General features: G+C 71.0%; 13 protein-coding genes and 1 pseudogene. 5 read left to right on the plus strand and 9 right to left on the minus strand.

The window, feature by feature from the left end:
* Positions 1 to 98 precede the first annotated feature (98 nt).
* The 4 genes from ACY35P_RS14160 to ACY35P_RS14175 all read left to right on the plus strand — a co-directional run bounded on the left by ACY35P_RS14160 (position 99) and on the right by ACY35P_RS14175 (position 3,265).
* Positions 99 to 761, plus strand: coding sequence for a response regulator (locus ACY35P_RS14160; RefSeq protein WP_462116483.1), 663 nt, complete (start codon positions 99 to 101; stop codon positions 759 to 761).
* Positions 762 to 1,091: 330 nt separating this feature from the next.
* Positions 1,092 to 2,162 carry an SRPBCC family protein gene (locus ACY35P_RS14165; protein WP_462116484.1) on the plus strand — a complete coding sequence of 357 codons (1,071 nt, stop codon included), beginning with the start codon at positions 1,092 to 1,094 and terminating at the stop codon, positions 2,160 to 2,162.
* 76 nt (positions 2,163 to 2,238) lie between these two features.
* Positions 2,239 to 2,589: a DUF423 domain-containing protein gene (locus ACY35P_RS14170; protein ID WP_462116485.1), complete on the plus strand. Its 351-nt coding sequence runs from the start codon at positions 2,239 to 2,241 to the stop codon at positions 2,587 to 2,589.
* 1 nt (position 2,590) lies between these two features.
* Entirely contained in the window at positions 2,591 to 3,265 is a 675-nt protein-coding gene (locus tag ACY35P_RS14175) for a DNA-3-methyladenine glycosylase family protein (RefSeq protein WP_462116486.1), read from the plus strand.
* Between the two features lie 136 nt (positions 3,266 to 3,401).
* Here ACY35P_RS14175 and ACY35P_RS14180 read toward each other — a convergent pair whose 3' ends face one another.
* Genes ACY35P_RS14180 through ACY35P_RS14220 form a run of 9 tightly spaced genes read right to left on the minus strand, consistent with a single transcriptional unit; the run spans position 3,402 to position 8,707 of the window.
* Positions 3,402 to 3,587 carry a hypothetical protein gene (locus tag ACY35P_RS14180; protein WP_462116487.1) on the minus strand — a complete coding sequence of 62 codons (186 nt, stop codon included), beginning with the start codon at positions 3,585 to 3,587 and terminating at the stop codon, positions 3,402 to 3,404.
* Positions 3,584 to 4,393, minus strand: coding sequence for a M15 family metallopeptidase (locus ACY35P_RS14185; protein WP_462116488.1), 810 nt, complete (start codon positions 4,391 to 4,393; stop codon positions 3,584 to 3,586). The genes ACY35P_RS14180 and ACY35P_RS14185 overlap by 4 nt, the downstream gene beginning before the upstream one ends.
* Before the next feature lie 38 nt (positions 4,394 to 4,431).
* Positions 4,432 to 4,935, minus strand: a complete 504-nt coding sequence (locus ACY35P_RS14190) for a hypothetical protein (protein WP_462116489.1) — start codon at positions 4,933 to 4,935, stop codon at positions 4,432 to 4,434.
* Complete coding sequence (locus ACY35P_RS14195; protein ID WP_462116490.1) at positions 4,935 to 6,236, minus strand: alpha/beta hydrolase; 1,302 nt, start codon at positions 6,234 to 6,236, stop codon at positions 4,935 to 4,937. Before ACY35P_RS14195 ends, ACY35P_RS14190 begins: the two co-directional genes overlap by 1 nt.
* Before the next feature lie 2 nt (positions 6,237 to 6,238).
* Positions 6,239 to 6,418, minus strand: coding sequence for a DUF4177 domain-containing protein (locus ACY35P_RS14200; protein WP_462116491.1), 180 nt, complete (start codon positions 6,416 to 6,418; stop codon positions 6,239 to 6,241).
* Complete coding sequence (locus tag ACY35P_RS14205) at positions 6,415 to 6,603, minus strand: type II toxin-antitoxin system antitoxin (RefSeq protein ID WP_462116492.1); 189 nt, start codon at positions 6,601 to 6,603, stop codon at positions 6,415 to 6,417. Before ACY35P_RS14205 ends, ACY35P_RS14200 begins: the two co-directional genes overlap by 4 nt.
* Entirely contained in the window at positions 6,600 to 6,902 is a 303-nt protein-coding gene (locus ACY35P_RS14210) for a hypothetical protein (protein WP_462116493.1), read from the minus strand. Before ACY35P_RS14210 ends, ACY35P_RS14205 begins: the two co-directional genes overlap by 4 nt.
* Entirely contained in the window at positions 6,902 to 7,765 is an 864-nt protein-coding gene (locus tag ACY35P_RS14215) for an SPFH domain-containing protein (protein ID WP_462116494.1), read from the minus strand. The genes ACY35P_RS14210 and ACY35P_RS14215 overlap by 1 nt, the downstream gene beginning before the upstream one ends.
* A 48-nt stretch (positions 7,766 to 7,813) precedes the next feature.
* On the minus strand, positions 7,814 to 8,707 hold the full coding sequence (locus tag ACY35P_RS14220; protein WP_462116495.1) for a hypothetical protein: 894 nt from the start codon (positions 8,705 to 8,707) through the stop codon (positions 7,814 to 7,816).
* A gap of 190 nt (positions 8,708 to 8,897) precedes the next feature.
* On the opposite strand from ACY35P_RS14220, the pseudogene ACY35P_RS14225 reads away from it, so the two are divergent.
* Positions 8,898 to 9,027 (plus strand): annotated as a pseudogene (locus ACY35P_RS14225) (formate-dependent phosphoribosylglycinamide formyltransferase); the annotation flags it as partial.

Raw genomic sequence — 9,027 nt, forward strand, 5'->3', positions numbered from 1 at the left:
GGCACCCTCGACATCGACACCCGGCCGGAGGAGGGTTTCCGCCTCCGGCTCGTCCTGCCCATCGCGGCCGTACCGGCCGTCCGAGAAGGAGTTGCCGCATGACCGCGCCATCCGATCGCCGCATCCGCGTGATGCTGGTCGACGACCAGACCCTCGTCCGCCAGGGCGTTCGCTCCCTGCTCGCGCTCGCCGAGGGCATCGACGTCGTCGCCGAGGCCTCCGACGGTCGGCAGGCGGTCGAGCAGATCCCGATGATCAAGCCCGACGTGGTGCTGATGGACATGCGCATGCCCGCGATGTCCGGCCTCGAGGCGATCCAGACGCTGGCGCGGCTCGGCCAGCTGCCGCCCACGATCATCCTGACCACGTTCGACGACGACCAGCTCGTGCTGGCGGGCGTCAAGGCCGGTGCCAAGGGCTACCTGCTGAAGGACGTCTCGCTCGACCAGCTGGTCGGCGCCATCCAGGCGGTCGCCGACGGCGGTTCGCTGGTGCAACCGGCCGTGACCCAGCGGCTGCTGTCCGGCCTGGAGCACATGCGCAACGACTTCGTGAGCCTGGACCGCCCGGACCCGCTCACCGAGCGCGAAACCGAAATCCTGCGGCTGATGGCCGGCGGGTTCTCCAACAAGGAAATCGCCAATTCGCTCGGGGTCGCGGAAGGGACGATCAAGAACCATGTCTCGAACATCCTCTCCAAGCTCGGCGTTCGCGACCGCACCCGCGCCGTGCTGAAGGCGTTCGAGCTCCAGCTGGTCTGACGACGGTCCGAGCGCGCCGCTCGGGGCGCGCGCCGGTCGCGCCCGGGCCGCGGGGGCCCAGCACCACACCCGGCGGCCGTCCGGCTGGTGCGCTGCCGCCACCCGCCCGGGGCGTTCGCCGCCGCTTGGCGCGTGGCGGCGCGGCTTAGGGGAGGCCAACGGCGGACTGCCACGGCAGCGGCCAGGCCCGTTCCGGCGGCCGCAGGTGACACGGTGTTCCATTCCGTTCGCATCCAACGTTCACGCCAGTGCCGCTGTCTTGCTAGGATTGGCGGTCTGCGCCACGGTCCTGCGACGGGCGGCGCGGGCCTGGCCCCGGAGAACTCCTGAATGACCCGTTTGCTCGAGATCCTGATTTCCATCGCGATCGTGTTCGCACTGTTCGTGATCGTGGGCATCTTCCTGCCCAGCAGTCGCCACCTGTCGTCGTCCGTGCAGACGAACCGTCGCGTGCCGATCGCGTTCGACCTGCTCAACAACACCCGTCGCTTCACGGACTGGAACCCGATCCTGCTGCACGACCCGGCCGCCAAGGTCGAGCTGTCGGGCAAGGACGAGGGCGTCGGCGCGAAGATCGGCTGGACGTCGGAGGCGCGCGGCGTCGGTGACGGCAGCTGGACGATCAGCGAGAGCGAGCCGAACAAGCGCATCCTCTACACGATCGACTCCGCGTCGCCGGGCAGCAACAAGCGCAGCGAGTTCACGCTGAAGCCGGTCGGCAACCGCGGCCGCAATACCCAGATCACGCAGACGTACGACGTCGATTACGGCTTCAATCCGATCGCGCGCTACGCCGGCCTGTACGTGAGCAACAGCGTGGGCGAGGACATCAAGCTCGGCCTCGGCCGCCTGGTGAACGCGCTCGCCGGCGTGCCGAACATCGACTACAGCCAGCTGCCGAAGGAATACGAGGCGCCGCTGCCGACGCTGGGCCAGCGCCCGGCCGAGACGCTGCTGACCGTGAGCGCCGTCGTCGCGATCGACCGCGACAAGATCAAGGCGCAGATGAACTCGAACCTCGAGTGGATCCGCAAGGTGATCGCGTCGAACGGCCTCGAGCAGGCCGGCCCGGTGCGCATCATCACCAACGAGCAGGGTTCGCAGAACTATTCGTTCGACGTCGCGGTCCCGGTGAAGAAGGCCGGCGCGGGCGAGCGCATCGCGGACATCAAGGTCGCGGGCACGCCGGTGAAGGTCGCCTACAACGACGCGTCGAAGGTCGTGGGCACCACGTTCAAGGGCGACATGGGCAACCTGCAGCGCCTGCGCGACGCGATCCGCGCGTGGTCGCTGACGCACGGCTACGCGACGGTGGATCGCCCGTACGAGATCTGGACCGGTGGCATCGATGCCGGCTTCAGCGACCAGGGCCAGTTCACCGTCCAGTGGGCCGTCAAGTAAGCCCTCCCGCTTCCGAAAACGCGCCGCTTGCGGCGCGTTTTTCGTTGCGGCGTCGCGATTCGTCGAGCCGCGCAACATGACGCCCGATCACGCGCGCTGGCCCGGCGTCGCCGGCGGCCTCGCAGGCGGCGCGGGCGTCGCGCTGTCGGCCTATGCGGCGCATGCCGCGGCCGGCGATGCGCAGCGCTGGCTGTTCACCACCGCGGCGATGGCGATCGCGCACGGCCTCCTGCTCGTGGCGTATGTGCCGCACGGGCGGCGCATCGGCGCGCTCGCGCGTATCGCGATCCTGCTCGGCCTGGTGCTGTTTTCCGGCACCCTCGTCGCCGCGCATGCCTGGGGGTGGTCGACGCGGTTGGCGCCCGCGGGCGGCAGCCTGCTGATCGCCGGCTGGTTACTGGTCGCGCTCGACCGGGCGCGCGGCTGACATGCCACGCTGGGCGCGCGGCTTCGACGTGGACGCGGCGGCGCGGCACCTGCGCCGAGGCGACAAGGGGCTCGCGGCGTGGATGCGCCGGATCGGGCCGATCGAGGCGGAGCCGCGCTGGCGGCGCCCATTCGATCCCGTCGACGCGCTGGCCCGCGCGATCCTCTACCAGCAGCTGTCGGGCAAGGCGGCCGCGACCATCGTGGGCCGCGTCGAAACCGCGATCTCCAGTGATCGCCTGCATGCCGACACGCTCGCGCGTTGCGAGGATGCGACCCTCCGCGCCTGCGGCGTCTCCGGCAACAAGCTGCTCGCGCTGCGGGACCTCGCGCGTCGCGAGCACGAGGGCGAGATCCCGACGCTGCGGCAGATGTCGGTGATGGACGAGTCGGCGATCGTGGCTGCCCTCGTGCCGATCCGCGGCATCGGGCGTTGGACGGTCGAGATGATGCTGATGTTCCGCCTGGGCCGGCCCGACGTGCTGCCGATCGACGACCTGGGCATCCGCAAGGGCGTGCAACTGCTCGACGGGCTCGACGCGATGCCCACGCCCCGCGAACTCGCCGCGCGTGGCGAAGCCTGGGCGCCGTTCCGCACGTACGCCGCCTTCTACCTGTGGCGCATCGCCGACTTCGCGGGCCCGGCGAAGCCGCCGATCAAGCGTTCGCAGGACTGAGCGCCTCGCGGCGTGGACGGGACGGACCGTCATCCGGCGCTCGAGTCGGAGTGAAGCCGCGGGTTGAGCAAGGCCGATCAGGCGTGGTCGTGCAGCGCGTCCGCACCGAATCCACTGACCGGATGCGCGCCAGTCGTCAACCGCGGTGCCTGCGCAGGATCGCGAGCCCCGCAGCCAGTGACGCGCCCGCACCGAACGCCGAGGCGATCGCGCTGACGCGCGCCACCGTACGGATGCCTTCGAGCGCCGTGTAGGCGCCGACGACGCCCGTCGCAGCGGCAATGAATGCGACCAGCACCTGCACCCGTGTGCGGCGGTTCATTCAACGCGACCGGCGGTGATGCCCGGTGCAAGGCACCAGTGCCAGGGCTCGTAGACGATGCCGTGAGGATTGTCGCGCGGATAGCTCATGCGGAAGCCGTGGCGCGCAGCGTGCTGCACCAACCAGTCGAAGGCGGGTGTCGCTTCGAAGGATTCCTCGGCCGGCGGTTCGCCGGGCGTGCCGATGTCGAGCGCGCGGCCGCCGTGGTGCTCGCTGTAACCGGGCGCCGCGTTCACGGTCAGGATCTCGTCGACGCCGAGCCCGCGCGCCAATTTGCGCGCGAAGATCCCCAGCTGGTAGTCGTGGCTGCGGTAGCCGGAAATCGCATCGAGGACGACGCCGTCCCGCATCGCATCGGCGCGCATCGCCTGCCAGGCGCGCGCGGCGGCCGGACGCAGCCACAGCGGTCGGCGGTAGCGGTCGCGTCCGGCGAACGCCAGCGCGGACGGCTCGGCGACCGTCGACAGCCCGGTGCGCGCCTCGTAGGCCGCAGCGTCGAGGCCGAGCCGGCCGAGGCGCGCCGCGAGGCGGGCGAGGGGCAGGTCGCGGTGCCGCTGCGGCGTGCCGGCCGTGGCGAGCGCCCGCAACGCGCCGTCGAGACCCGGCTCGCGTCGCCACGCGGGCGACAGCGGCCGCACGGCGTCGCCGCACGTCGCGAGCAGGAAGCGGCCGTCGTGCTTGCGGCGCAGCACGCGCTCGGCGCCGGCGAGCTCGCGGGCCGCGTTGTTGCCGCGGGCCCGAACGAGGTGGGCCGGCCAGATCTCGATCTCCGGCGTGTTGATCAACGTGTCGGGACGCGGGCGCATGCAGGCAGGTTAACCACGGCGCGCCGAGCGCGCGAGCCTCATCGATAGGTCGCGTTGACCGCGATGAAGAAGACGAATGCGCGCAGCGCGAGGTCGCCGGCCGGCACCTCGATCTCGTAGCGGCGACGGATCGCGAACAGCCGCGTCGTCTCGCGGATCTCGCCGGGCGACGCTCCGCCGACGAGTTCGAACCGAAGCCGGCTGAGGCCACTTCGCTCGACGAGCCGGGCGTCGACGCCGTCGGCCTCGATCCGCCACGAGCGCGGCCGGCCGGGCTGCCCGGTCGCCGTGGCGACCTCGGCGTCGCCGCGCATCAGGAAGAAGCGGTAGCGGCGACGGCCGCCCTCGGCCGGATCGAACGTCTCGTACTCCACGCGGTGCGCGACTCCCGCGGCCTCGATGGCCACGTAGCCCGGCTCGCCGAAGCCGAACGCGGCATTGCGCGCCCGGGCCGGCCGCGTCGGCATGCGGATCGTGGCCCGCGGCTCGCCGGCCTCGCACAGCGTGTACTGGAATTTCGACGCGCCTTCGCAGGTGAGCATCACTTGCGCGCCAGGATCCACGTGGCGACGTCGTCGATGAGCCGGGCATCGACGTGGCCCGGACGCCCGTATTCGGCCAGCGACGAAGGCCCCTCGCCGGCGATGCCGAGGTGGTTGAGCGTGGGATAGAAGCGCAGCGTGGCGCGCGGATCCTTGCCAAAGGCGCCGGTCCACAGGGCCCAGTCGGGCGCGGTGACCTGGAAATCGCGGCCGCCCTGCAGGAGCAGCATCGGCACGCGCGTGGCCTTCGCTTCGGCGACCGGATCGACGGCATCGGTCGACCGCCAGTACGCGGCCGGCAGGCCCATCGGCGTGTCCGCCGCGGCGACGTCGCCGCCCTTGCGCACCGCGGCGATCATCGCGTCGATGCGCGCGAGTGCGGCTTTTTCCGCATCGTCTACGCGCCCGTCGAGCGTGGCGAGGTAACGGTTCTGGTCCGGCAGCAGGTCGAGCAGGCGCCGGGCGGGCGCCGCCAGCATCACGATGCCGTCGGCCTTCGCGCGGCTGGCGATGCGCGGCGCGAGCATGCCGCCCTGGCTGTGGCCCAGCACGACAACGCGCGCCGGATCGATGCCGGGCTGCGCGCGCAGCAGTGCGATCGCCGCGATGGCGTCGTCGGTCGTTTCATGGTCGACGCCGAAATCGCGCCCGGCGAACTCGCCCGGATGCGCCTGGGTGCGCTTGGCGTAACGGAACACCGCGATGCCCTTCGCCGCGAGGCCGCGGGCGAGGTCGAGGAACGGGCGGTTCGCGCCGATCGTCTCGTCCTGGTCCTGCGGGCCCGAACCGTGCACGAGCACGACCGCGGGAAACGGCCCTGCGCCGCGTGGCATGGCGAGCGTTCCCGGGAGCGCGCGCTCGCCGCTGCCGATGGAGAGCGGACGCTCGACGTAGGTCGCGTCGGCGGGCGGCGCGGGGGCGGCCGGCGCAGGCAGCGGCCGCACCATGAAGCCCTTGACCGCGCCGTCGGTGCCGACGACCACTTGGGCGAGCAGGTCGACACCGGCGCGATGCAGCGGCACTGCGACGAGCGTGGCGCCGTCGAGGTCGCGCAGTTGCGCATCGCCGCGACCGGCCGCGGCGGGCAGCGAGCGCCACATCGCGGCGAGCTTGTCGGCGGGGACGGCCTGGCGCATCGGCGCGTCGAAGGCCTGCTCGGCGGCGTCGAACTGACCGGCTTCGAGGCGATCGAGCAGCTGCAACGCGACGGTGCGTGCATCGGGTCCGGCGGCATGTGCGGAAAACGCGATCGCAATACCGGCGACGAGCGTCGCGAGCGAACGCAACGTGGCGCGCCTCATGCTCAGGCTTCCTTCTTGAAATACAGGCGCGTCGCGTCGGCCGGGGAGGCCTGCACCACGGACACCAGTTCCCAGCCCTGCGCGCCGAGCTTGTCGAGCTCCGCCTGCACGCGCTCGACGAACTTGCCGCCGAACATTTTGAAGGACAGTTCCACCACCTTGTAGTTCCACCGCGTGCTCATGTCGCGTCGCCTTCCGGATCTTCATCGACGCCGGGCTTGGGCAGCCGGCCAGCCTTGCGCAGTGCGTCGCGCAGCACGTATTCGATCTGCGCGTTGACGCTGCGCAACTCGTCGTCGGCCCAGCGCTGCACCGCCGCGATCACCTCGGCATTGATGCGCAGCGGATAGGCCTTCTTCTCGCTCATCCCCGACGTCCCCGCACCACCGCGACGAGCATCGCGATCGCGAGGCCGTTCACCAGCAGCGCGACGGCGAGCGCGACGGTCACGATGCGCCCCGTGTCGGCGCCGGCCCAGAGCATCGCGCCGCCGCCGAGCAGCAGCACCGCGCCGACGATGCGCATGAACGTCGCGAGCAGGCGCGCGAGGTTGGCCTCGCGCGCATCGGGATCGCGTCGCTGCGCACTGCGCGCGATCGACTGCGCGACGAGGAACGCCGGCACGCTGGTGAGCGCGAATGCGAGTGCGATGCCGTTGCCGTCCATCAGTAGATCGAGCCCGTGTTGACGATCGGCTGCGTGCCGCGCTCGCCGCAGAGGACGACGAGCAGGTTGCTCACCATCTGCGCCTTGCGCTCCTCGTCGAGGTGTACGACGCCGTTCTTCTGCAGCTCGGCGAGCGCCATCTCGACCATGCCCACCGCGCCGGCGACGATGCGGGTGCGCGCGGCGATCACTGCATTGGCCTGCTGCCGCTGCAGCATCGCCTGCGCGATTTCCGGCGCATAGGCGAGGTGGCTGATGCGCGCATCGATGACCGCGACGCCAGCGTCCGCGAGGCGCTCGGCGAGTTCTTCGGCCAGGTGCTTGCTGATCTCCGCCGCATGGCTGCGCAGCGCGACCTGGCCGTCCTCGTGCTGGTCGTACGGATAGCTCGTGGCCATCGTGCGCAGCGCGGACTCGGCCTGGATGTGCACGAAGCTCTCGTAATCGTTGACGTTGAAGACCGCTTCGGCGGAGTCGACGATCTGCCAGACGATCACCGCGGCGATCTCGATGGGCGAGCCGTCGAGCTCGTTCACCTTGAGCTTGCCGCTCTCGAAGTTGCGCACGCGCAGCGAGACCTTCTTCTTGGAATAGAAGGGGTTGTTCCAGCGCAGGCCGTCGGTGCGGTCGGTGCCCACGTAGCGGCCGAACAGGCTCAGCACCGCTGCCTGGTTCGGTTCGACCACGTAGAGCCCGAACAACGAGACGAACAGGACGACGCCGAGCACGACCGCGATGGCCACCGAGACCGGCGAGCCGTCGGAGACCGAGCGGAGGAAGAAGGCGGCGTCGGCCGCGCCGGCGACCAGGAGGCCGAGCAGGACGGGAATGCCGGACAGCGAACGGGCTTGGATCTCTTTCATGGTGGTCCCCTCAGGAGTGAGAAGACGATATCAGAAAGATATCAAAGCCTATTGCCGCTCGTCGGCAGCGTCCACGTCGATGCGGTACAGCGGGGCCGGCACGAATTCCCCCGTCACGAAGACGTGGCGGGAGTCGGCGTCCCAGCCCATCGCCTCGGCCTGTGGCAGCCAGGGCAGGGCGTGCACCCCGGGTGGTCGCGCCACCGCCCGTGCCCAGTCCTCGTCGCCGCGGCGCTCGTAGACCAGCAGGTAGCGGTAGGTCATCACCGCGAGCCGCCGGCCGCTCGGCGAGATCGCCGCCGCGGTGACCTGGGCGGCCAGGGGCGCCCGTTCGTCCGTACCGCCGCCGGGGGCCAGCGCCGGCGGCATGCGCAGCCGGCCGATGCGCTCGGCCACGGCCGGCGGGTCGATGCGCGGTGCGAGCGGCAGGCGGAACAGCTCGGGGGGCTGGCGGCGCTTGGAGATCAGCAGCACCTCGCCGCGGCGCTCGTCCACGGCCATCGCCTCGCAGTCGCGCGGCCCATCGGGCCACCGGAAGACGATCGACCAGGCCGGACGCAGCCGCGCGTTCTCGAGCGCGCGCGGCTCCTCGATCGCATGGAGCTGCAGGGTGCGACGCAGGCCGCCGTTGTCGCCCGTGTCGGCCAGCATCAGGTACTGACGGCCACCGCGGGCGAACGCCGCGATGTCCTCCCAGTCGGTCTTCGGCACGCCCTCGACGCGATAGGTGGCCACGCGATCGCCATCGCGGTTGACCGCGAACAGCCGCGCCGGATTGCCGCCATCGTCGTGCATCCAGAGGATGCCGCGATGCACGCGCGATACCGTGAGCCCGCTCGTTTCGCGCATCTGCGAATCGAGCATCAGCCCGGTGATCCGCGCATCGCGGTCCACGTTGTCGCGCGAGCACGCGGAGAGGCCGAGCAGGGCGACGATCGCCATGCCACGACATCCCCGGAGCCCCTGCGTGCGACCACCCATCCGTGGAGGATCGCATGTGCGGTGCATGCGTATCGAGGCGGCGATGGAACGGTCGCCATCGGGATGTTCAGCTGCCGGGCGCGAACGGGAGCGCGGATGCCGGCCTCGCCCACGGGCCCTAGACTGTGCGCTTTCCGCCTGCGCCCCGCCCATGCCGACGATCGGAACCCCGCTGTCTCCCCATGCCACGCGCGTGCTCCTGCTCGGCTCCGGCGAGCTCGGCAAGGAAGTCGCCATCGAGCTGCAGCGCCTGGGTTGCGAGGTGATCGCCGCGGACCGCT

This window comes from Lysobacter xanthus (assembly GCF_047159895.1).